23 protein-coding genes are annotated in these 22,233 nt (G+C 50.9%); 15 read left to right on the forward strand and 8 right to left on the reverse strand.

Going from position 1 to position 22,233, the window contains the following annotated elements; all coding sequences use genetic code 11:
• Window positions 1-25 precede the first annotated feature (25 nt).
• Window positions 26-610, forward strand: coding sequence for a tail fiber assembly protein (locus tag ACJHWT_RS08090; protein ID WP_064680907.1), 585 nt, complete (start codon window positions 26-28; stop codon window positions 608-610).
• A 165-nt stretch (window positions 611-775) separates the two neighbouring features.
• On the opposite strand, the gene ACJHWT_RS08095 is transcribed toward ACJHWT_RS08090, so the two are convergent.
• From ACJHWT_RS08095 to ACJHWT_RS08105, 3 genes are all read right to left on the reverse strand, one after another.
• Window positions 776-1,534 carry a hypothetical protein gene (locus tag ACJHWT_RS08095; protein ID WP_041124208.1) on the reverse strand — a complete coding sequence of 253 codons (759 nt, stop codon included), beginning with the start codon at window positions 1,532-1,534 and terminating at the stop codon, window positions 776-778.
• 98 nt (window positions 1,535-1,632) lie between these two features.
• On the reverse strand, window positions 1,633-2,667 hold the full coding sequence (locus tag ACJHWT_RS08100) for a hypothetical protein (RefSeq protein ID WP_001555707.1): 1,035 nt from the start codon (window positions 2,665-2,667) through the stop codon (window positions 1,633-1,635).
• A gap of 449 nt (window positions 2,668-3,116) precedes the next feature.
• Window positions 3,117-3,365 (reverse strand): DinI-like family protein, encoded by a 249-nt coding sequence (locus tag ACJHWT_RS08105; protein WP_001217539.1) that lies wholly within the window; start codon window positions 3,363-3,365, stop codon window positions 3,117-3,119.
• A gap of 219 nt (window positions 3,366-3,584) precedes the next feature.
• Between ACJHWT_RS08105 and prfC the strand changes: the two genes are divergently transcribed.
• From prfC to ACJHWT_RS08130, 5 genes are all read left to right on the forward strand, one after another.
• Window positions 3,585-5,171, forward strand: a complete 1,587-nt coding sequence (gene prfC, locus ACJHWT_RS08110; protein WP_000202563.1) for a peptide chain release factor 3 — start codon at window positions 3,585-3,587, stop codon at window positions 5,169-5,171.
• Window positions 5,172-5,563: 392 nt separating this feature from the next.
• On the forward strand, window positions 5,564-6,169 hold the full coding sequence (gene osmY, locus ACJHWT_RS08115) for a molecular chaperone OsmY (protein ID WP_001317606.1): 606 nt from the start codon (window positions 5,564-5,566) through the stop codon (window positions 6,167-6,169).
• A 126-nt stretch (window positions 6,170-6,295) separates the two neighbouring features.
• Complete coding sequence (locus ACJHWT_RS08120; RefSeq protein WP_000490275.1) at window positions 6,296-6,457, forward strand: DUF1328 domain-containing protein; 162 nt, start codon at window positions 6,296-6,298, stop codon at window positions 6,455-6,457.
• A gap of 121 nt (window positions 6,458-6,578) precedes the next feature.
• On the forward strand, window positions 6,579-7,652 hold the full coding sequence (locus ACJHWT_RS08125) for a patatin family protein (RefSeq protein ID WP_001317607.1): 1,074 nt from the start codon (window positions 6,579-6,581) through the stop codon (window positions 7,650-7,652).
• A complete protein-coding gene (locus ACJHWT_RS08130) occupies window positions 7,649-8,428 on the forward strand; it encodes a metal-dependent hydrolase (RefSeq protein WP_000563081.1) in 780 nt (259 codons plus the stop codon). Before ACJHWT_RS08125 ends, ACJHWT_RS08130 begins: the two co-directional genes overlap by 4 nt.
• A gap of 216 nt (window positions 8,429-8,644) precedes the next feature.
• Here ACJHWT_RS08130 and ACJHWT_RS08135 read toward each other — a convergent pair whose 3' ends face one another.
• Window positions 8,645-9,508 (reverse strand): YjjW family glycine radical enzyme activase, encoded by an 864-nt coding sequence (locus tag ACJHWT_RS08135; protein WP_001088428.1) that lies wholly within the window; start codon window positions 9,506-9,508, stop codon window positions 8,645-8,647.
• Complete coding sequence (locus tag ACJHWT_RS08140; RefSeq protein ID WP_001143238.1) at window positions 9,480-11,030, reverse strand: YjjI family glycine radical enzyme; 1,551 nt, start codon at window positions 11,028-11,030, stop codon at window positions 9,480-9,482. The genes ACJHWT_RS08135 and ACJHWT_RS08140 overlap by 29 nt, the downstream gene beginning before the upstream one ends.
• A gap of 257 nt (window positions 11,031-11,287) precedes the next feature.
• Here ACJHWT_RS08140 and deoC point away from each other — a divergent pair, with 257 nt between their 5' ends.
• From deoC to deoD, 4 genes are all read left to right on the forward strand, one after another.
• Window positions 11,288-12,067: a deoxyribose-phosphate aldolase gene (deoC, locus tag ACJHWT_RS08145; protein WP_001295412.1), complete on the forward strand. Its 780-nt coding sequence runs from the start codon at window positions 11,288-11,290 to the stop codon at window positions 12,065-12,067.
• A 126-nt stretch (window positions 12,068-12,193) separates the two neighbouring features.
• Window positions 12,194-13,516, forward strand: coding sequence for a thymidine phosphorylase (gene deoA / locus ACJHWT_RS08150; protein ID WP_000477811.1), 1,323 nt, complete (start codon window positions 12,194-12,196; stop codon window positions 13,514-13,516).
• A 51-nt stretch (window positions 13,517-13,567) separates the two neighbouring features.
• Complete coding sequence (gene deoB, locus ACJHWT_RS08155) at window positions 13,568-14,791, forward strand: phosphopentomutase (protein ID WP_000816460.1); 1,224 nt, start codon at window positions 13,568-13,570, stop codon at window positions 14,789-14,791.
• Window positions 14,792-14,870: 79 nt separating this feature from the next.
• Window positions 14,871-15,590 (forward strand): purine-nucleoside phosphorylase, encoded by a 720-nt coding sequence (gene deoD, locus ACJHWT_RS08160; RefSeq protein WP_000224879.1) that lies wholly within the window; start codon window positions 14,871-14,873, stop codon window positions 15,588-15,590.
• Window positions 15,591-15,750: 160 nt separating this feature from the next.
• On the opposite strand, the gene ACJHWT_RS08165 is transcribed toward deoD, so the two are convergent.
• The 3 genes from ACJHWT_RS08165 to ACJHWT_RS08175 are packed head-to-tail and all read right to left on the reverse strand — an operon-like array spanning window position 15,751 to window position 17,734.
• Entirely contained in the window at window positions 15,751-16,014 is a 264-nt protein-coding gene (locus tag ACJHWT_RS08165; RefSeq protein WP_000566145.1) for a helix-turn-helix domain-containing protein, read from the reverse strand.
• 31 nt (window positions 16,015-16,045) lie between these two features.
• Window positions 16,046-17,062: a lipoate--protein ligase LplA gene (gene lplA, locus ACJHWT_RS08170; RefSeq protein ID WP_000105834.1), complete on the reverse strand. Its 1,017-nt coding sequence runs from the start codon at window positions 17,060-17,062 to the stop codon at window positions 16,046-16,048.
• Between the two features lie 27 nt (window positions 17,063-17,089).
• Window positions 17,090-17,734 carry a YtjB family periplasmic protein gene (locus ACJHWT_RS08175; protein ID WP_000124623.1) on the reverse strand — a complete coding sequence of 215 codons (645 nt, stop codon included), beginning with the start codon at window positions 17,732-17,734 and terminating at the stop codon, window positions 17,090-17,092.
• A gap of 105 nt (window positions 17,735-17,839) precedes the next feature.
• Here ACJHWT_RS08175 and serB point away from each other — a divergent pair, with 105 nt between their 5' ends.
• The 5 genes from serB (at window position 17,840) to nadS (ending at window position 22,202) form a co-directional block, all read left to right on the forward strand.
• On the forward strand, window positions 17,840-18,808 hold the full coding sequence (gene serB, locus ACJHWT_RS08180; protein WP_001132967.1) for a phosphoserine phosphatase: 969 nt from the start codon (window positions 17,840-17,842) through the stop codon (window positions 18,806-18,808).
• Between the two features lie 48 nt (window positions 18,809-18,856).
• Entirely contained in the window at window positions 18,857-20,239 is a 1,383-nt protein-coding gene (gene radA, locus ACJHWT_RS08185; protein WP_001029698.1) for a DNA repair protein RadA, read from the forward strand.
• Window positions 20,240-20,259: 20 nt separating this feature from the next.
• Window positions 20,260-21,492, forward strand: coding sequence for a multifunctional transcriptional regulator/nicotinamide-nucleotide adenylyltransferase/ribosylnicotinamide kinase NadR (gene nadR, locus ACJHWT_RS08190; RefSeq protein ID WP_000093813.1), 1,233 nt, complete (start codon window positions 20,260-20,262; stop codon window positions 21,490-21,492).
• 91 nt (window positions 21,493-21,583) lie between these two features.
• Window positions 21,584-21,916, forward strand: coding sequence for a type II toxin-antitoxin system RelE/ParE family toxin (locus tag ACJHWT_RS08195; protein WP_001317608.1), 333 nt, complete (start codon window positions 21,584-21,586; stop codon window positions 21,914-21,916).
• Between the two features lies 1 nt (window position 21,917).
• On the forward strand, window positions 21,918-22,202 hold the full coding sequence (gene nadS, locus ACJHWT_RS08200; RefSeq protein ID WP_000007436.1) for a NadS family protein: 285 nt from the start codon (window positions 21,918-21,920) through the stop codon (window positions 22,200-22,202).
• Window positions 22,203-22,233 lie beyond the last annotated feature (31 nt).

Here is a 22,233-nt window from a genome sequence, read left to right on the forward strand (position 1 = left end):
TTAACTATATTGTGAGGCTTGCATAATGGCATTCAGAATGAGTGAACAACCACGGACCATAAAAATTTATAATCTGCTGGCCGGAACTAATGAATTTATTGGTGAAGGTGATGCATATATTCCGCCTCATACAGGTCTGCCAGCAAACAGTACCGATATTGCACCGCCAGATATTCCGGCTGGCTTCGTGGCTGTTTTCAACAGTGATGAGTCATCGTGGCATCTTGTTGAAGACCATCGGGGTAAAACAGTTTATGACGTGGCATCAGGGGACGCGTTATTTATTTCTGAACTCGGCTCATTACCGGAAAATGTTACCTGGTTATCCCCGGAAGGGGAGTTTCAGAAGTGGAACGGCACAGCCTGGGTGAAGGATACGGAAGCAGAAAAACTGTTCCGGATCCGGGAGGTGGAAGAAACAAAAAACAGCCTGATGCAGGTAGCCAGTGAGCATATTGCGCCACTTCAGGATGCTGTAGATCTGGAAATCGCAACGGAGGAAGAAACCTCATTGCTGGAAGCCTGGAAAAAGTATCGGGTGTTGCTGAACCGTGTTGATACATCAACTGCACCTGATATTGAGTGGCCGGAAGAACCAGACACAATGTAAGCAAAAAAGAAAAACCGCAGACACGACGTATGCAGGACGTGCTGCGGTTTGGCTAGTAAACTTTTGATAGTGCGAGTATTGAATGATTTCCAGCCATTACTCATTTTACGCATTTCACGCGCAAGAGAAATTGAATTTTATTCCTCTGTCACCACATGACGGGGATTAATATTCTGGATTTTTTATTTCTAAATCAGATAAAGCATTAATTCTTATTTTTTCTAAGGCTTTATCCATGGCCCCCTTGATTCTGTATCCATAATCATCCGGTTCTTCATATTCCTGTGGGGACGGATTTGTACCAATATTCTCAATTAATTCATTTAAAATAACAGTTACTTCTTTATTAAGAAGGACTGCTTTAGTTAACATCATCTCTGTTAATGCTGTGAAGGCTAGGCTAAGTTTCTGTTGTAGCTCTTTATTTTTTAATTTAAGGTCTTCATCGTTTAGTGCTTTATCACGGTCTTCGTGAGCCTGTTGTACTTCATCCCAAAACTGCTTTTCTTGTTCTTGATTAAAATATCCTTGATAACTATTGGCTACATATGTTGGCATCATGTGAATCTCAATAATTTCAAATTCATTATCAGCCCATTTTTTTATACTAAGTAACTGAGTGTAAATGTACTCATACATATCGTACTTTTTTTGCCAGATTTGTTGAGAAATCCACAACTCAGAAGTAATCTTTTTTTCTATATCTTTGATAGTTGTTGTATTTAATGCTAACTGCTTTCTGAGTATTTCATAGTTAGCGTTGGTAGCAGAAATTTTTGCTTTTTCAGTTATAAAAGAAACAATAAAGTTCACTATGAGAGCTGCAATAATAATAGCGAAGCTCAACCCTAAAATCTCTGTGGTTGAGAAATTAGATGACTGTAATGCTTTGATAAGTTCAAAAAACTGTTTTTCTGTGAGCATGGTGCCTTACCAAAAATTAAGACTGTTATCTATATAAAAATGTTACCCAAGAGGGATTGTAATGAAATAACAAACCGGCACATTGGCCGGTTTGAAGTTCAAGGGGGTGAGATTGTAGAGGCGTTACCTTGTTCTATCACACCAGACCTAATCTTATAACTACCAAGGATGTTGACCGTTTTATTATTTTTCATCGCGTCAAAAATTAAGCCTATTTCATCAGGATCATTGATAAAACTGGTATCAACATAGATCGGGAATGAATCATCACCTGTTGGCTCATGGCAGCTTAACGTTAGCTTATCGGCTGAGCGTTTTATACTATCAATGACAACTTCCAATGTTTGCTGCTCTGACTTAGCCTTTTCAATTGGGTTCTTGATGATTTCTTGAACCTGACCTTGCGAAAGCTCAATATTGCTGGCCCCGCGGATCGTCACTTTGTCTGCATCAGATGCACCTTTAAGAACTCCAGTGTATGCCTTAGCTGTGTGCTCTTGGATACCTTCGGCGCGCTCTATCGTATCAATACCTTCATGTGCTTTTATTGCAGACAGCATACCATCGCGTAGAATTGTCATCCGCTCGGATTCTGCTCGCTGTTTTGCTTCTTCCAGTTGTAACTCAATAGTTTTGGTTTCGACTTGTGTCTGATGATCTAAGTAGGACGTACCGACCCATGCGCCGCCTAAAACTAAGACAGCAAACAGGAAACACATTGTTTTCTGTCTTGGGCTCATACCTTGTGTTACCTTCTCAAATGCGTTACCAAAGGAATCAATAAGTTCTTTAACTGAGGTGATAATTTCTGTGCAGCCAGGATTGATAGTAAAAACCAACTCTGCAGCTTCTCGATCCTCAGCAGTGAGCTTCTGTAAGTTAGAGGTTTTGTACTTGATTAGAGTAAAAACCTTGTACATCTCAGTTTGAAATTCACAGATACCCTGTGCCAAACTTGCAGGCAGAGTACCATTATACTTATCTTCATCACCAAAAAATTTGAAATCAATACTTTCTAAGAAGTTTAACTTCAAATTTTCAATGTGGATTTCTTCGCCTGAAATAACTCGTCCGAAAATATTTTCTATATCATCAATATCATTGATTTCATAGGCCTGAATTGCATCTTCCATGCGTGATCCTTGTGGCATACCAGTAAGAATGTGATCTAAATCACTTGGAGTTGTGTGTTAATGCGCTGATACTAGCGCGATTTAGATGGATACATAACCTGGTGTTTTATCAGTATATAATTGCTATTAATGCCACTGGTATCAGTGAATCACGTATATAAAAAGTCCTTGTTAAGGTGGCTGTCCATTAGCGGTTTTTTATTCTTCTGGAACCGCGGCTTCTTTGCGTATCTTTTGTTGTCTCTTCGCCGCCTAGTCTGTGTTCTGCTGAGACTGCTAATTTCTTGTTTTTGCTAGTGCTATAGTGGCATTGTCCAATCATGATTGGTGGGCTGCGGGAGTTGAAACCGCAGGCACGTCGTATGCAAGAACGTGCTGCGGTTGGCTGGTGAACTTCCGATAGTGCGAGTATTGAATGATTTCCAGCCGTTACTGATTTTACGTGCTAATTAGTGAACAAACCACTCGTCAGCAGATTCCCAGGTATCTTTCAGAGTTTCCTGAACAAAAGTTTTAGCTGAATCTTTATCGGCGGTGCGCGTAACAGAAAGGCCATCGTTGCTGGTGGCTTTTACGATCACCTCTACATCGTCATAACGCTTACTGATGCGTCGAGTTAATTCTTCCTTTAACGCATCCACAGCACCGTTTGGCATTTTAGTCATTTTCTCTTTGGCTATGCAGATCTCAATACGCATAAAAATCCCTCTACACTGTGTTTGTATACAGTGTTATTTTTAACTGTATGAATAAACAGTGTCAATAGAGCAAAGATTGCTGCATATACAAATGTTCTTTGGCTACAAATACACCTACTGATCATGTTCTGCTATGCTCTGATACCTCCAAAATGTACAATCAGCGGCATGAATTTTTCTTTGTACATATGATTGTACATAATCAAAGAGACAACAATTATGACAAGCCTTTTGGCCGCAGAGGTAGCGAAAAGAAGAACCTTTGCAATTATTTCTCACCCGGACGCCGGTAAGACTACCATCACCGAGAAGGTGCTGCTGTTCGGACAGGCCATTCAGACCGCCGGTACAGTAAAAGGCCGTGGTTCCAACCAGCACGCTAAGTCGGACTGGATGGAGATGGAAAAGCAGCGTGGGATCTCCATTACTACGTCTGTGATGCAGTTTCCGTATCACGATTGCCTGGTTAACCTGCTCGACACCCCGGGGCACGAAGACTTCTCGGAAGATACCTATCGTACCCTGACGGCGGTGGACTGCTGCCTGATGGTTATCGACGCCGCAAAAGGTGTTGAAGATCGTACCCGTAAGCTGATGGAAGTTACCCGTCTGCGCGACACGCCGATCCTCACCTTTATGAACAAACTTGACCGTGATATCCGCGACCCGATGGAGCTGCTCGATGAAGTTGAGAACGAGCTGAAAATCGGCTGCGCACCGATCACCTGGCCGATTGGCTGCGGCAAGCTGTTTAAAGGCGTTTACCACCTTTATAAAGATGAAACCTATCTCTATCAGAGCGGTAAAGGCCACACGATTCAGGAAGTCCGCATTGTTAAAGGGCTGAATAACCCGGATCTCGACGCTGCGGTTGGTGAAGATCTAGCACAGCAGCTACGTGACGAACTGGAACTGGTGAAAGGCGCGTCTAACGAGTTCGACAAAGAGCTGTTCCTTGCGGGCGAAATCACTCCGGTATTCTTCGGTACTGCGCTGGGTAACTTCGGCGTTGATCATATGCTGGATGGCCTGGTGGAGTGGGCTCCTGCGCCGATGCCGCGTCAGACTGATACCCGTACCGTAGAGGCGAGCGAAGACAAATTTACCGGCTTCGTATTTAAAATTCAGGCCAACATGGACCCGAAACACCGCGACCGCGTGGCGTTTATGCGTGTGGTGTCCGGTAAATATGAAAAAGGCATGAAGCTGCGCCAGGTGCGTACTGCGAAAGATGTGGTGATCTCCGACGCGCTGACCTTTATGGCGGGTGACCGTTCGCACGTTGAAGAAGCGTATCCTGGCGATATCCTTGGTCTGCACAACCACGGCACCATTCAGATCGGCGACACCTTTACCCAGGGTGAGATGATGAAGTTCACCGGTATTCCGAACTTCGCGCCAGAACTGTTCCGTCGTATCCGCCTGAAAGATCCGCTGAAGCAAAAACAGCTGCTTAAAGGGCTGGTACAGCTTTCCGAAGAGGGCGCGGTGCAGGTGTTCCGTCCGATCTCCAACAACGATCTGATCGTTGGTGCGGTTGGTGTGCTGCAGTTTGATGTGGTGGTAGCGCGTCTGAAGAGCGAATACAACGTTGAAGCAGTGTATGAGTCAGTCAACGTTGCCACTGCCCGCTGGGTAGAATGTGCGGACGCGAAGAAATTCGAAGAGTTCAAGCGTAAGAACGAAAGCCAACTGGCGCTTGATGGCGGCGATAACCTCGCTTACATCGCTACCAGCATGGTCAACCTGCGCCTGGCGCAGGAACGTTATCCAGACGTTCAGTTCCACCAGACCCGCGAGCATTAATTCTTGCCTCCAGGGCGCGGTAGCCGCTGCGCCCTGTCAATTTCCCTTCCTTATTAGCCGCTTACGGAATGTTCTTAAAACATTCACTTTTGCTTATGTTTTCGCTGATATCCCGAGCGGTTTCAAAATTGTGATCTATATTTAACAAAGTAATGACATTTCTGACGGCGTTAAATACCGTTCAATGCGTAGATATCAGTATCTAAAGCCGTTGATTGTCATTCTACCGATATTAATAACTGATTCAGAGGCTGTAATGGTCGTTATTCATCACCCATCGCTTTTGTGATGGCGGCCATTGACTTCTGTAGAGGGTGAAGTCTCTCCCTATTCAGCAATGCAACCTCGTGTTGCCAGGCTCAAATTACGAGCAAACATACAGGAATAAATCGATGACTATGACAAGACTGAAGATTTCGAAAACTCTGCTGGCTGTAATGTTGACCTCTGCCGTCGCGACCGGCTCTGCCTACGCGGAAAACAACGCGCAGACTACCAATGAAAGCACAGGGCAAAAAGTCGATAGCTCTATGAATAAAGTCGGTAATTTCATGGATGACAGCGCCATCACCGCGAAAGTGAAGGCGGCCCTGGTGGATCATGACAACATCAAGAGCACCGATATCTCTGTCAAAACCGATCAAAAAGTCGTGACCCTGAGCGGTTTCGTTGAAAGCCAGGCTCAGGCCGAAGAGGCAGTGAAAGTGGCGAAAGGCGTTGAAGGGGTGACCTCTGTCAGCGACAAACTGCACGTTCGCGACGCTAAAGAAGGCTCTGTGAAGGGCTACGCGGGTGACACCGCCACCACCAGTGAAATCAAAGCCAAACTGCTGGCGGATGACATTGTCCCTTCCCGTCATGTGAAAGTTGAAACCACCGACGGCGTGGTTCAGCTCTCCGGTACCGTCGATTCCCATGCACAGAGCGACCGTGCTGAAAGTATCGCCAAAGCGGTAGATGGTGTGAAAAGCGTTAAAAATGATCTGAAAACTAAGTAATTCGTCGTAATTCGACCTCCCGAACTTTGTCGGGAGGCGCGATGTGCACCACACTAAAAATATCGCGTTGAGTGATTTTCACGCTCATATCAAGCGGTGACATTAACTATGGTAAAGGAGACGCTTATGTTTCGTTGGGGCATCATATTTCTGGTTATCGCGTTAATCGCCGCCGCACTTGGGTTTGGTGGTCTGGCCGGTACTGCTGCAGGCGCAGCTAAAATTGTCTTTGTCGTCGGGATTATTCTGTTCCTGGTGAGTTTGTTCATGGGCCGAAAACGACCCTAGATTTCAGACCATTAAGAAAATTTTATCCAAAGCCAGTCCAGCGGACTGGCTTTTGCGGTTTTAGCGAATAATAAATTGCGTTACTTTGTCATTCTTTCACAACAAAAACAGGAAGGCAGAGGTGGGGCAGCGAATACCTGTAACGCTTGGTAACATTGCGCCGTTGTCGCTAAGGCCGTTCCAGCCTGGACGAATAGCTCTGGTGTGCGAAGGCGGCGGGCAGCGTGGAATTTTCACGGCTGGCGTGCTGGATGAGTTTATGCGCGCGCAGTTTAATCCTTTCGATCTTTATCTCGGCACATCTGCCGGGGCGCAGAACCTCTCGGCGTATATCTGCAATCAGCCCGGTTACGCGCGCAAAGTCATCATGCGCTATACCACAAAACGCGAATTTTTCGATCCATTGCGCTTTGTCCGTGGAGGAAATCTTATCGATCTCGACTGGCTGGTGGAGGCCACCGCAAGCCAGATGCCGTTGCAAATGGATACCGCCGCGCGGTTGTTTGACAGCGGCAAATCGTTTTATATGTGCGCCTGTCGTCAGGATGACTATGCGCCGAATTACTTTTTACCAACCAAACAAAACTGGCTGGATGTGATTCGCGCCTCCAGTGCGATACCTGGCTTTTATCGTAGCGGAGTGTCGCTGGAAGGCATTAACTACCTGGATGGTGGGATCAGTGATGCGATTCCGGTTAAAGAGGCGGCAAGGCAGGGCGCTAAAACGTTGGTCGTCATTCGCACTGTGCCGTCACAAATGTACTACACGCCGCAGTGGTTCAAACGCATGGAACGCTGGCTGGGTGACAGTAGCCTGCAGCCGCTGGTCAATCTGGTGCAGCATCATGAAACCAGCTATCGTGAGATTCAGCAATTTATTGAGAAACCACCGGGCCAGCTGCGGATATTCGAAATTTATCCGCCGAAGCCGTTGCATAGTATCGCGCTTGGCAGTCGGATTCCGGCGCTGCGTGAAGACTATAAACTTGGGCGTTTATGCGGTCGTTATTTTCTGGCAACGGTCGGTAAGTTATTAACTGAAAAAGCGCCGCTTACCCGCCATCTGGTGCCAGTGATGACGCCGGAATCGATCGTTATTCCGCCTGCGCCAGTCGCCAACGATACGCTGGTTGCCGAAGTGAGCGATGCTCCGCAGGCGAACGACCCGACATTTAACAATGAGGATCTGGCTTGATTTGCCGTTTTATCGACACCCACTGCCATTTTGATTTTCCGCCGTTTAGTGGCGATGAAGAGGCCAGCCTGCAACGCGCGGCACAAGCGGGCGTAGGCAAGATCATTGTTCCGGCGACAGAGGCGGAAAATTTTGCCCGCGTGCAGGCGTTAGCGGAAAAATATCAACCGCTGTATGCCGCATTGGGCTTGCATCCTGGTATGTTGAAAAAACATAGCGATGTGTCTCTTGATCAGCTACAGCAGGCGCTGGAAAGGCGTCCGGCGAAGGTGGTGGCGGTGGGGGAGATCGGTCTGGATCTCTTCGGCGACGATCCGCAATTTGAGAGGCAGCAGTGGTTACTCGACGAACAACTGAAACTGGCGAAACGCTACGATCTGCCGGTGATCCTGCATTCACGGCGCACACACGACAAACTGGCGATGCATCTTAAACGCCACGATTTGCCACGCACTGGCGTGGTTCACGGTTTTTCCGGCAGCCTGCAACAGGCCGAACGGTTTGTACTGCTGGGCTACAAAATCGGCGTAGGCGGTACTATCACCTATCCACGCGCCAGTAAAACCCGCGATGTCATCGCAAAATTACCGCTGGCATCGTTGTTGCTGGAAACCGACGCGCCGGATATGCCGCTCAACGGTTTTCAGGGGCAGCCTAATCGCCCGGAACAGGCCGCGCGGGTGTTTGCCGTGCTTTGCGAGTTACGCCCGGAACCAGAAGATGAAATTGCCGAAGTGTTGCTTAATAACACGTATACGTTGTTTAACGTGCCGTAGGCCGGACAAGGCGTTTACGCCGCATCCGGCCGTTGGCGCACAATGCCTGATGCGACGCTGACGCGTCTTATCATGCCTACAAGTCTGTGCCGAACCGTAGGCCGGATAAGGCGTTCACGCCGCATCCGGCAGCTGGCGCACAATGCCTGATGCGACGCTTGACGCGTCTTATCATGCCTACAGGTCTGTGCCGATCCGTAGGCCACATCCGGCATGTCACAAATATAGCGCCGGAAATATCAACCGGCTCACCCCGCGCTCCTGTAAAGCGCCAGCCAGGTGCTCAACATCTTCCGGCGTGGCGCTCGCCCAGCTTTGCGCTTCGCCATACACGCCGTGGGCATGAAACGCGTTCAGGCGTACCGGAACATCGCCAAGTCCCTTGATAAACGCCGCCAGTTCTTCGATGTGTTGCAAATAATCCACCTGGCCAGGGATTACCAGCAAACGCAGTTCTGCCAGCTTGCCGCGCTCGGCAAGCAAACAGATGCTGCGCTTAATCTGCTGATTATCGCGTCCGGTTAATTGCTGATGACATTCGCTCCCCCACGCTTTGAGATCGAGCATTGCGCCGTCGCACACCGGAAGTAATTTTTCCCAGCCGGTTTCGCTCAACATACCGTTACTGTCCACCAGACAGGTGAGATGGCACAGTTGCGGATCGTTTTTGATGGCAGTAAACAGCGCCACCACAAACGGCAGCTGGGTCGTGGCTTCGCCGCCGCTCACCGTTATCCCTTCAATAAACAGCACTGCTTTGCGGATATGGCTAAGCACCTCATCCACGCTCATGGATTGCGCCATTGGCGTGGCATGTTGCGGGCACATCTTCAGGCAGGTATCACATTGCTCGCAAACCACAGCGTTCCACACCACTTTGCCGTTAACAATCTGCAACGCCTGATGCGGACACTGCGGCACGCACTCTCCGCAATCATTACAGCGCCCCATCGTCCACGGATTGTGACAGTTTTTGCAGCGCAGATTGCAGCCCTGCAAAAACAGAGCCAGACGACTGCCTGGCCCGTCAACGCAGGAGAAGGGGATAATCTTACTGACTAAAGCGCATCTGCTGTTCATGGCTTATCACGCGCGGCTGGCGTTCCAGAATACGAGTGTTGCGTGCGGCTTCTTCTCCCAGCCAGGTGGTGTTGGTGCGTGAACCTTCGGCGCGATATTTTTCTAAATCCGACAAACGCACCATATAACCGGTAACGCGAACCAGATCGTTACCGCTGACATTGGCGGTAAATTCACGCATTCCGGCTTTAAAGGCACCGAGGCAAAGCTGTACCAGCGCCTGCGGATTACGTTTGATGGTTTCGTCGAGCGTCAGAATGTCGCTGATGCCGGAATAATAATAAGCATGATGCGGGGCGACGGTTTGCAGATGGGTGATCGGATCTGGCTCATCACCATACGGCAAGCGTGCACCCGGCGTGGTGCCAATATCGGAACTGATCCCCGACTGTGCGTGTAGCATGGCGCGTTTTTGCCAGCCATATTTCACGGGGGTATTGGCGACAAACTCCGCCAGTTGCGCGCTGATGCGATAACCCACTTCATTTGCAGCGGCTTCTTTACCGTAACGTGCGACAATTCCTTCTTTCTCACACAGTAAGTTAACTGCTTCCGCCAATCCGTACATGCCAAACATTGGCACAAAACGTTCAGGGTTAATCAGCCCTTCTTTCACCAGGAAGCTATTCTCAAAGAAGTGTGATTGTTGATAGAGGAATTCACACCGCGCATCGATGATGGCGATCTGCTGCTGGCAGTAGTGCGGTAGAGTGCGTGTAAAGAAGTCATCCAGCGATTCACTGCGCTCGGCAATGGCTTTCAGGTTAAGGCGTACCAGCGTGCTGCCACCACCCGCCAGCGGCAGTGAGTTGTAACAGCTCACAATCCCGTAGCCCCCTTTTGTGAAAATTTTATCATGCACCGGACCGTTGGCGATGTGCGGTTTGCTACATTCACAGATGTTCTTCGCCACTTCCAGCAGTAGGTCATCAGGGGTGATTTCAGGATCGTAGATAAAGGTCAGGTTCGGTGAAACCTGCTTCAACTCTGCGTCTGCACGTAAGATCGCGCGGGTAATGGGCGAATCAGACGGGCCGATATTGGCGTGCATAAAGGCGTCTGGCAGGGTTCTGTCGAGGTAACGCCAGAAACGTTTTATTCGAATATCGATCTCGTCTTGTGTTAGAATTCTAACATACGGTTGCAACAACGCATCCAGTTGCCCCAGGTAGACCGGCATCGATGTGACCGATGGTACGTGGTGGTAAAGAATGGTCAGCAGAGAGAGTGCATCATCAAGATCTTTCGCGCCTTCCAGCTCCAGCCATTCGGAACCGTTCGCCAGAAAACGGGCGTAATCGGGTAAGACATAGCGCGGTTTGTACGGCGCATGACCTTCAAACATATCGCAGATTACACCCTCATCCAGCGCGCGGCGGGCTTCGGCAGGAAGCTGCGGATAAGGCAGATTGTTTTCTGCTTCCAGAGCCAGAAAATGGCGCTTCTGCTCCGGGCTAAGCACTGGGCTGGTGACAATTTGCTGGCAACGTTGTTGCAGTGCATTTTCATGAGAAGTGGGCATCTTCTTTTCCTTTTATGCCGAAGGTGATGCGCCATTGTAAGAAGTTTCGTGATGTTCACTTTGATCCTGATGCGTTTGCCACCACTGACGCATTCATTTGAAAGTGAATTATTTGAACCAGATCGCATTACAGTGATGCAAACTTGTAAGTAGATTTCCTTAATTGTGATGTATATCGAAGTGTGTTGCGGAGTAGATGTTAGAATACTAACAAACTCGCAAGGTGAATTTTATTGGCGACAAGCCAGGAGAATGAAATGACTGATCTGAAAGCAAGCAGCCTGCGTGCACTGAAATTGATGGACCTGACCACCCTGAATGACGACGACACCGACGAGAAAGTAATTGCTCTGTGTCATCAGGCCAAAACTCCGGTCGGCAATACCGCCGCTATCTGTATCTATCCTCGCTTTATCCCGATTGCTCGCAAAACGCTGAAAGAGCAGGGCACCCCGGAAATCCGAATCGCTACGGTAACCAACTTCCCACACGGTAACGATGACATCGAAATCGCGCTGGCAGAAACCCGTGCGGCAATCGCCTACGGTGCTGATGAAGTTGACGTTGTGTTCCCGTACCGCGCGCTGATGGCGGGTAACGAGCAGGTTGGTTTTGACCTGGTGAAAGCCTGTAAAGAGGCTTGCGCGGCAGCGAATGTACTGCTGAAAGTGATCATCGAAACCGGCGAACTGAAAGACGAAGCGCTGATCCGTAAAGCGTCTGAAATCTCCATCAAAGCGGGTGCGGACTTCATCAAAACCTCTACCGGTAAAGTGGCTGTGAACGCGACGCCGGAAAGCGCGCGCATCATGATGGAAGTGATCCGTGATATGGGCGTAGAAAAAACCGTTGGTTTCAAACCAGCGGGCGGCGTGCGTACTGCGGAAGATGCGCAGAAATATCTCGCCATCGCAGATGAACTGTTCGGTGCTGACTGGGCAGATGCGCGTCACTACCGCTTTGGTGCTTCCAGCCTGCTGGCAAGCCTGTTGAAAGCGCTGGGCCACGGTGACGGTAAGAGCGCCAGCAGCTACTAAGTAAGATGCTTTACGCCTGATGCGCTGCGCTTATCAGGCCTACGAGACGTATCTACCCGTAGGCCGGATAAGGCGTAGACGCATCCGGCAAAAGCCGCCTCATACTCTTTTCCTCGGGAGGTTACCTTGTTTCTCGCACAAGAAATTATTCGTAAAAAACGTGATGGTCATGCGCTAAGCGATGAAGAAATTCGTTTCTTTATCAACGGTATTCGCGACAACACTATCTCCGAAGGGCAGATTGCCGCCCTCGCGATGACCATTTTCTTCCACGATATGACAATGCCTGAGCGTGTCTCGCTGACCATGGCTATGCGAGATTCAGGAACCGTTCTCGACTGGAAAAGCCTGCATCTGAATGGCCCGATTGTTGATAAACACTCGACCGGCGGCGTCGGCGATGTCACTTCGCTGATGTTGGGGCCGATGGTCGCAGCCTGCGGCGGCTATATTCCGATGATCTCCGGTCGCGGCCTCGGTCATACTGGCGGTACGCTCGACAAACTGGAATCCATCCCTGGCTTCGACATTTTCCCGGATGACAACCGTTTCCGCGAAATTATTAAAGACGTCGGCGTGGCGATTATCGGCCAGACCAGCTCACTGGCTCCGGCGGATAAACGTTTCTACGCGACCCGTGATATTACCGCAACCGTGGACTCCATCCCGCTGATCACTGCCTCTATTCTGGCGAAGAAACTGGCGGAAGGTCTGGACGCGCTGGTGATGGACGTGAAAGTAGGTAGCGGCGCGTTTATGCCGACCTACGAACTCTCTGAAGCCCTTGCCGAAGCGATTGTTGGCGTGGCTAACGGCGCTGGCGTGCGCACCACCGCGCTGCTCACCGATATGAATCAGGTACTGGCCTCCAGTGCAGGTAACGCGGTTGAAGTTCGTGAAGCGGTGCAGTTCCTGACGGGTGAATATCGTAACCCGCGTCTGTTTGATGTCACGATGGCACTGTGCGTGGAGATGCTGATCTCCGGCAAACTGGCGAAAGATGACGCCGAAGCGCGCGCGAAATTGCAGGCGGTGCTGGACAACGGTAAAGCGGCAGAAGTCTTTGGTCGTATGGTAGCGGCACAAAAAGGCCCGACCGACTTCGTTGAGAACTACGCGAAGTATCTGCCGACAGCGATGCTGACGAAAGCAGTCTATGCTGATACCGAAGGGTTTGTCAGTGAAATGGATACCCGCGCGCTGGGGATGGCAGTGGTTGCAATGGGCGGCGGACGCCGTCAGGCATCTGACACCATCGATTACAGCGTCGGCTTTACTGATATGGCGCGTCTGGGCGACCAGGTAGACGGTCAGCGTCCGCTGGCAGTTATCCACGCGAAAGACGAAAACAGCTGGCAGGAAGCGGCGAAAGCGGTGAAAGCGGCAATTAAACTTGCCGATAAAGCACCGGAAAGCACACCAACTGTCTATCGCCGTATCAGCGAATAACGGTATACTGATCTGATCATTTAAATTTGAAGCACTGAGTACGGAGAACATATGAAACGTGCATTTATTATGGTGCTGGACTCATTCGGCATCGGCGCTACAGAAGATGCAGAACGCTTTGGTGACGTCGGGGCTGACACCCTGGGTCATATCGCAGAAGCTTGTGCCAAAGGCGAAGCTGACCACGGTCGTAAAGGCCCGCTCAATCTGCCAAATCTGACCCGTCTTGGGCTGGCGAAAGCACACGAAGGTTCTACCGGTTTCATTCCGGCGGGAATGGATGGCAACGCTGAAGTTATCGGCGCGTACGCATGGGCGCACGAAATGTCATCCGGTAAAGACACCCCGTCTGGTCACTGGGAAATCGCCGGTGTCCCGGTTCTGTTTGAGTGGGGATATTTCTCCGATCACGAAAACAGCTTCCCGCAAGAGCTGCTGGATAAACTGGTTGAACGCGCTAATCTGCCGGGTTACCTCGGTAACTGCCACTCTTCCGGTACGGTCATTCTGGATCAACTGGGCGAAGAGCACATGAAAACCGGCAAGCCGATTTTCTATACCTCCGCTGACTCCGTGTTCCAGATTGCCTGCCATGAAGAAACCTTTGGTCTGGATAAACTCTACGAACTGTGCGAAATCGCCCGTGAAGAGCTGACCAACGGCGGCTACAACATCGGTCGTGTTATCGCTCGTCCGTTTATCGGCGACAAAGCCGGTAACTTCCAGCGTACCGGTAACCGTCACGACCTGGCTGTTGAGCCGCCAGCACCGACCGTGCTGCAGAAACTGGTTGATGAAAAACACGGCCAGGTGGTTTCGGTCGGTAAAATTGCAGACATCTATGCCAACTGCGGTATCACCAAAAAAGTGAAAGCGACCGGCCTGGACGCGCTGTTTGACGCCACCATCAAAGAGATGAAAGAAGCGGGTGATAACACCATCGTCTTCACCAACTTCGTTGACTTCGACTCTTCCTGGGGCCACCGTCGCGACGTCGCCGGTTATGCTGCGGGTCTGGAACTGTTCGACCGCCGTCTGCCGGAGCTGATGTCTCTGCTGCGCGATGACGACATCCTGATCCTCACCGCTGACCACGGCTGTGATCCGACCTGGACCGGTACTGACCACACGCGTGAACACATTCCGGTACTGGTTTACGGCCCGAAAGTAAAACCGGGCTCACTGGGTCACCGTGAAACCTTCGCGGATATCGGCCAGACTCTGGCAAAATATTTTGGTACTTCTGATATGGAATATGGCAAAGCCATGTTCTGATAATGGGTGCGGCTTGATGCCCTCACCCCGGCCCTCTCCCACAGGGAGAGGGTGAAAACATGTTGATAAGGATAAAACAATGGCTACCCCACACATTAATGCAGAAATGGGCGATTTCGCTGACGTAGTTTTGATGCCAGGCGACCCGCTGCGTGCGAAGTATATTGCTGAAACTTTCCTTGAAGATGCCCGTGAAGTGAACAACGTTCGCGGTATGCTGGGCTTCACCGGTACTTACAAAGGCCGCAAAATTTCCGTAATGGGCCACGGTATGGGTATCCCGTCCTGCTCCATCTACACCAAAGAACTGATCACCGATTTCGGCGTGAAGAAAATTATCCGCGTTGGTTCCTGTGGCGCTGTTCTGCCGCACGTAAAACTGCGCGACGTCGTTATCGGTATGGGTGCCTGCACCGATTCCAAAGTTAACCGCATCCGTTTTAAAGACCATGACTTTGCCGCTATCGCTGACTTCGACATGGTGCGTAACGCGGTAGACGCGGCTAAAGCACTGGGCGTTGATGCTCGCGTTGGTAACCTGTTCTCCGCTGACCTGTTCTACTCTCCGGACGGCGAAATGTTCGACGTGATGGAAAAATACGGCATCCTCGGCGTGGAAATGGAAGCCGCTGGCATCTACGGCGTCGCTGCAGAATTTGGCGCGAAAGCCCTGACCATCTGCACCGTGTCTGACCACATCCGCACTCACGAGCAGACCACTGCCGCTGAGCGTCAGACCACCTTCAACGACATGATCAAAATCGCACTGGAATCCGTTCTGTTGGGCGATAAAGAGTAATTGTGTTTTGCTGAAAGGCGATTGCCTTGTGAAGCCGGAGCGGGAGACTGCTCCGGCTTTTTAGTATCTATTCATCAATAGCAACTGATTTATAGATTTACTATTATTTTTCATATGGATAGAAAATAAAATCCATTCAAGTATCTATTCACGAATCTATTCATTTATGTTCAGCCGTCATCCAGGAAGGGCATATCAGCAACTCTGGTGGACAACCATAAATTCCTGCCATTTTGCTTTTGATGTTTGAACTAAGCCGTTCCGTCTTTTCGATCTGTTTTAGAGAATTAATGGAGATACCTAACATTTTACTTACTTCAGCAAGCGATAATTTATGCCTGATACGCACGGCGGTTAGCCAGGATATACCCTGGCTGAACATTAAATTGATAATCTCCCGTTCCTGGTTTTCCAGATCGATCATATTTCCTTCCCTGGATATTTTAATCAGCGAGTTACCTTACCGCCCCTGCCATCCACGCTGACAACTCCCGTAGCTCTTTTTCCTGTTCCGGGAAGTCAACCAGCAGCGCTTCGCACTCCTGTTGCAGCATATCCGCGCGGTACAGACAGCCTTGCAGTCGCCCGGCGAGGGCTTCCAGCGGCGCGGGGTTGAGGCTGTCGGTAAACACCTGGGCGCGGGTGATATGGCCTTTTTCAACGTCGAAATGCAGTTCCACGCCGCCCCAGGTAAAGCGTTCATCCAGCAGATGCGAGAATGCCGGAGCCTGACCGAAGTTCCATTCCCAGCTACTCTGGCGGGCAAAGGTTTCGGCGAAGTTTGGCAAGTCTGGCGTTTTGTCCGGGGAGATGATTTCCGCTTCCACGCGCTCGCCATAATGGGCGAAAAAGGCCTCGGTTATGGCCTCGCAAATCTGCTCATGGGTGATCCCCGGCAGCAATTCGGTCAGATTGGTCACACGGGAACGCACTGAGGTAATGCCTTTCGCCGCCAGTTTCTTTTTATCCGGATTGAGATAGTTTGCCAGGCGGCTAAGGTCGGCATTGAGTAGCAAGGTGCCGTGATGGAAGCCGCGATCTTTGGTTTCGCGATAGGCTGAGCCTGAGACTTTGCGGTCGCCTTCGGCGGTTTTCACCACCAGATCGTTACGTCCGGACGCTTCGGCGCTGACGCCGAGCGCGTTCAGAGCATTGAGCACAATCGACGTGGAGATGGTTTTATCGTACTCCGGCTTGCCAGCCATAAAGGTAAAGCAGGTATTGCCGAGATCGTGGAACACCGCGCCGCCACCGCTACTGCGCCGCGCCAGGCGGACGTTATCTTCTTCCATCCGCCGGGTATTACACTCTTTCCACGGGTTCTGCGCGCGACCAATCACTACCGTGTCGGCATTGCGCCAGAGAAACAGAACGCGCTGCGTGGCGGGCATCTGGCGAAAAATACACTCCTCCACCGCCAGGTTAAACCACGGGTCGTAAGAGTCAGAGATGAGCAGGCGTAATGTGGACATAACGATTTCCTTTCTTGTAGTAATGGGTCACTCTTTTTTCTCGCTTTCTTCCTCTTCCGGCACCGGTTTACTGGCGGTTAACAGGAAGGGCGATTGCTGCCAGCGGGTGCGTTTACCCTGTAGCAGCGTGCGGGTCAGCACTACGCCGATTGCCAGCGAGAGCAGCAACATCAGGCGTAAAATGTTAGTGGTGTTATCCACCTGTTGGGCTTCGGTGGCGAGCGTATGGGTGTCGAGCGTCAGGCGCAGATAGCCGAGCGGTCCGTTTTTACCCGCAATGGGTTCGACAATCTGCTGGTTAAAATAGCCGCCCGCTTTTTTGCCGTCGAGCGCCAGCCGGTCGCGCACGTCGACGCTTTCGCCAGAACGGGCGATAAGATCGCCTTGTTCATCATATACGCCCGCGTCGAGGATACGGCTTTCATCCGTTAACTGATCGAGGATCGCCTGAATGCGTTTTTCATCTGGTGACTCGGTACGCATCAGCGGTGCAACGTTCAGCGTCACCTGACGCGCCAGGGTGCGGGCCAGTTCTTCCAGCTGCGGATTACGCTGTCGCTGGTGGTTTTGACTAAACCATGACGCTCCCTGCATCAGCGCCACTAACAAGGCAAGACAGAACAGGACAATCACTGCCCGATGCAGCCGGAATTTCAGTTTTGTGCGAGCCATCTTCCACCCTTTGAAAATTTGAGACTTAATGTTGCCAGAAGCAATGGATACAAGGTAGCCTCATGCGTTATTTTCCCTGCTTCGAACGATTTTACAGGAGCCTTAATGCCTAACATTACCTGGTGCGACCTGCCTGAAGATGTCTCTTTATGGCCCGGTCTGCCTCTTTCATTAAGTGGTGATGAAGTGATGCCACTGGATTACCACGCAGGTCGTAGCGGCTGGCTGCTGTATGGTCGTGGGCTGGATAAACAACGTCTGACCCAATACCAGAGCAAACTGGGCGCGGCGATGGTGATTGTTGCCGCCTGGTGCGTGGAAGATTATCAGGTGATTCGTCTGGCAGGTTCACTCACCGCGCGGGCTACGCGCCTGGCCCACGAAGCGCAGCTGGATGTCGCGCCGCTGGGGAAAATCCCGCACCTGCGCACGCCGGGTTTGCTGGTGATGGACATGGATTCCACCGCCATCCAGATTGAATGTATTGATGAAATTGCCAAACTGGCCGGAACGGGCGAGAGGGTGGCGGAGGTAACCGAACGGGCGATGCGCGGCGAACTCGATTTTACCGCCAGCCTGCGCAGCCGTGTGGCGACGCTGAAAGGCGCTGACGCCAATATCCTGCAACAGGTGCGTGAAAATCTGCCGATGATGCCAGGCTTAACGCAGCTGGTACTCAAGCTGGAAACGCTGGGCTGGAAAGTGGCGATTGCCTCCGGCGGCTTTACTTTCTTTGCTGAATACCTGCGCGACAAGCTGCGCCTGACAGCCGTGGTAGCCAATGAACTGGAGATCATGGACGGTAAATTTACCGGCAATGTGATCGGCGACATCGTTGACGCGCAGTACAAAGCGAAAACTCTGACTCGCCTCGCGCAGGAGTATGAAATCCCGCTGGCGCAGACCGTGGCGATTGGCGATGGAGCCAATGACCTGCCGATGATCAAAGCGGCAGGGCTGGGGATTGCCTACCATGCCAAGCCAAAAGTGAATGAAAAAACGGAAGTCACCATCCGTCACGCTGACCTGATGGGTGTATTCTGCATCCTCTCTGGCAGCCTGAATCAGAAGTAATTGCCTGCCCGTCATCCTGCGGGCGGCACAGCATTAACGAGGTACACCGTGGCAAAAGCTCCAAAACGCGCCTTTGTTTGTAATGAATGCGGGGCCGATTATCCGCGCTGGCAGGGGCAGTGCAGCGCCTGTCATGCCTGGAACACCATCACCGAGGTGCGTCTTGCTGCGTCGCCAACGGTGGCGCGTAACGAGCGTCTCAGTGGCTATGCCGGTAGCGCCGGAGTGGCAAAAGTCCAGAAACTTTCCGACATCAGCCTTGAAGAGCTGCCGCGTTTTTCCACCGGATTTAAAGAGTTCGACCGCGTACTAGGCGGCGGCGTGGTGCCGGGAAGTGCCATTCTGATTGGCGGTAACCCAGGTGCCGGGAAATCCACGCTGCTGTTGCAAACGCTGTGCAAACTGGCGCAGCAGATGAAAACGCTGTATGTCACTGGCGAAGAGTCGCTGCAACAGGTGGCAATGCGCGCTCATCGCCTTGGCCTGCCGACTGACAATCTCAATATGTTGTCGGAAACCAGCATCGAACAAATCTGCCTGATTGCCGAAGAAGAGCAACCGAAGCTGATGGTAATTGACTCGATCCAGGTGATGCATATGGCGGATGTACAATCATCGCCTGGCAGCGTGGCGCAGGTGCGTGAAACGGCGGCTTATCTGACGCGCTTCGCCAAAACGCGCGGCGTGGCGATTGTCATGGTGGGGCACGTAACCAAAGATGGCTCGCTGGCTGGCCCTAAAGTGCTGGAACACTGTATCGACTGTTCAGTGCTTCTGGATGGCGATGCCGACTCCCGTTTTCGCACCTTACGCAGCCATAAAAACCGCTTCGGCGCGGTGAATGAGCTGGGCGTCTTCGCGATGACCGAACAGGGGCTGCGTGAAGTTAGCAACCCTTCCGCCATCTTTTTAAGCCGCGGTGATGAAGTGACCTCCGGTAGCTCAGTGATGGTGGTATGGGAAGGAACGCGTCCACTGCTGGTGGAGATTCAGGCATTGGTCGATCACTCGATGATGGCGAACCCACGCCGCGTGGCAGTGGGGCTGGAGCAAAACCGTCTGGCAATCCTGCTGGCGGTGCTGCACCGTCACGGTGGGTTGCAAATGGCCGATCAGGATGTATTTGTTAACGTGGTCGGCGGCGTGAAGGTGACGGAAACCAGCGCCGACTTAGCGTTACTGCTGGCGATGGTTTCCAGCCTGCGCGACAGACCGCTGCCGCAGGATCTGGTGGTGTTTGGTGAAGTCGGGCTGGCAGGGGAGATCCGCCCGGTGCCCAGCGGCCAGGAACGAATCTCTGAAGCGGCGAAACACGGTTTTCGGCGGGCGATTGTTCCGGCGGCTAACGTGCCGAAAAAAGCGCCGGAAGGGATGCAGATTTTTGGCGTTAAAAAACTCTCCGACGCGCTTAGCGTGTTCGACGACTTATAATGAGAGATACGGAGGGAGATATGTCGTCATTTGATTACCTGAAAACTGCCATCAAGCAACAGGGCTGCACGCTACAGCAGGTAGCTGATGCCAGCGGTATGACCAAAGGGTATTTAAGCCAGTTACTGAATGCCAAAATTAAAAGCCCCAGCGCGCAAAAGCTGGAGGCGTTGCACCGTTTTTTGGGGCTTGAATTTCCCCGCCAAAAGAAAACCATTGGTGTCGTATTCGGTAAGTTCTACCCGCTACATACCGGACATATCTACCTTATCCAGCGCGCCTGTAGCCAGGTTGACGAGCTGCATATCATTATGGGCTTTGACGATACCCGCGACCGCGCGTTGTTTGAAGACAGCGCCATGTCGCAGCAGCCCACCGTGCCGGATCGTCTGCGCTGGTTATTGCAAACCTTTAAATATCAGAAAAATATCCGTATTCATGCCTTCAACGAAGAGGGCATGGAGCCGTATCCGCACGGCTGGGATGTGTGGAGCAACGGCATCAAAAAGTTTATGGCTGAAAAGGGGATCCAGCCGGACCTGATCTACACCTCGGAAGAAGCCGATGCGCCACAGTATATGGAACATCTGGGGATCGAAACGGTGCTGGTCGATCCGAAACGCACCTTTATGAGTATCAGCGGTGCGCAGATCCGCGAAAACCCGTTCCGCTACTGGGAATATATCCCCACTGAAGTGAAGCCGTTTTTTGTGCGTACCGTGGCGATCCTTGGCGGCGAGTCGAGCGGTAAATCCACCCTGGTAAACAAACTTGCCAATATCTTCAATACCACCAGTGCGTGGGAATATGGTCGCGATTATGTCTTTTCACACCTCGGCGGTGATGAGATCGCATTGCAGTATTCCGACTACGATAAAATCGCGCTGGGACACGCACAATACATTGATTTTGCAGTGAAATATGCCAATAAAGTGGCGTTTATCGACACTGATTTTGTCACTACCCAGGCGTTCTGCAAAAAGTACGAAGGGCGGGAGCATCCGTTCGTGCAGGCGCTGATCGATGAATACCGTTTTGATCTGGTTATCTTGCTGGAGAACAACACCCCTTGGGTGGCGGATGGTTTACGCAGCCTCGGCAGTTCGGTGGATCGCAAAGAGTTCCAGAACTTGCTGGTGGAGATGCTGGAAGAGAACAATATCGAATTTGTGCGGGTTGAAGAAGACGATTATGACAGCCGTTTCCTGCGCTGCGTGGAGCTGGTGCGGGAGATGATGGGGGAGCAAAGATAATCATCTTTATAAGATGTTGAGTGGGATTACTGATTCAAAAGTGTACTTAGCACTCCATTTTGGTGTACAATGTACCTGCCAGGGAGGGGTAATGGGTAAGGCGATAATATTTATAGAGACGCCAATGTTTACGCGTCAGATCAAGCAGATTGCAACCGATGATGAATTAAAGGAATTGCAAAAAGAACTCATCGGAACTCCCGATAAAGGTGATCTCATTCAGCAGACTGGTGGATTGCGTAAAGTCCGAATGGTTGCGGGTTCACAGGGAAAAAGTGGCAGTGTCAGAATAATTTACTTTCTGGCGACGGAAGAGATTATTTATTTGATTATGGCCTATCCGAAAAATGCCAAAGATAGTCTGACAGATACGGAAAAAGCTCAACTAAAGAAGTTGACGAAACTGCTCAAAGGCGAGATATAAAATGAGTTTTTTTGATGAGTTGAAAACCTCTCTGGAAGAGGCTGTCGAGATTAAACAAGGTTTAAAAGAACCTGCACGGGTGACCCGCTACGAAATTGCGGATGTTAAAGCTATTCGTGAGCAACTCAACGTTTCGCAAAGTGAGATGGCAAAAGCTCTGGGAACCAGTGTGGATACCATTAAAAGCTGGGAATCGAAGCGAAGAAATCCTACGGGATTGGCTGCAAAAGTACTTGCCACAATTAAAGAAAATCCTGCCTTTTTCCGGGAACTTGCCTCCCATTAATCATTTAACTAATACCGGATGCGATGCTGGC

This window comes from Escherichia sp. WS338 (genome assembly GCF_046486405.1).
Taxonomy (GTDB): domain Bacteria; phylum Pseudomonadota; class Gammaproteobacteria; order Enterobacterales; family Enterobacteriaceae; genus Escherichia; species Escherichia coli.